Source organism: Vibrio sp. ZOR0018, assembly GCF_963865925.1.
GTDB classification, from domain to species: Bacteria; Pseudomonadota; Gammaproteobacteria; order Enterobacterales; family Vibrionaceae; genus Vibrio; species Vibrio anguillarum.
In genome coordinates this window covers 1-335 of record NZ_CAWMCN010000056.1, presented here as the reverse complement: position 1 = coordinate 335, position 335 = coordinate 1, and the positions used below count along the sequence as shown (strand labels likewise).

Genomic DNA, 335 nt, shown 5'->3' with positions numbered 1-335 from the left:
TGCGCGCTCATAGCTCAGCTGGATAGAGTACCTGGCTACGAACCAGGCGGTCGGAGGTTCGAATCCTCCTGAGCGCGCCACTTATTTAAAGTTAGTGATACTGTCATTAACTCTGCGCGTCCTTAGCTCAGCTGGATAGAGTACCTGGCTACGAACCAGGCGGTCGGAGGTTCGAATCCTCCAGGACGCGCCACTTATTCATAGGGTCATTGCACCTGATACTGTTAGCGATTATCGCTGATTAATATCAAAACTTTGCGCGCTCATAGCTCAGCTGGATAGAGTACCTGGCTACGAACCAGGCGGTCGGAGGTTCGAATCCTCCTGAGCGCGCC

At 53.1% G+C, this 335-nt stretch carries 3 tRNA genes; all 3 read left to right on the top strand.

The window, feature by feature from the left end:
- The first annotated feature begins 3 nt into the window (after positions 1–3).
- Positions 4–80: transfer RNA gene (locus tag AACR75_RS02195), tRNA-Arg, on the top strand.
- Positions 81–116: 36 nt separating this feature from the next.
- Positions 117–193 (top strand) — tRNA-Arg (locus tag AACR75_RS02190).
- Between the two features lie 66 nt (positions 194–259).
- Positions 260–333, top strand: a tRNA-Arg gene (locus tag AACR75_RS02185).
- Positions 334–335 lie beyond the last annotated feature (2 nt).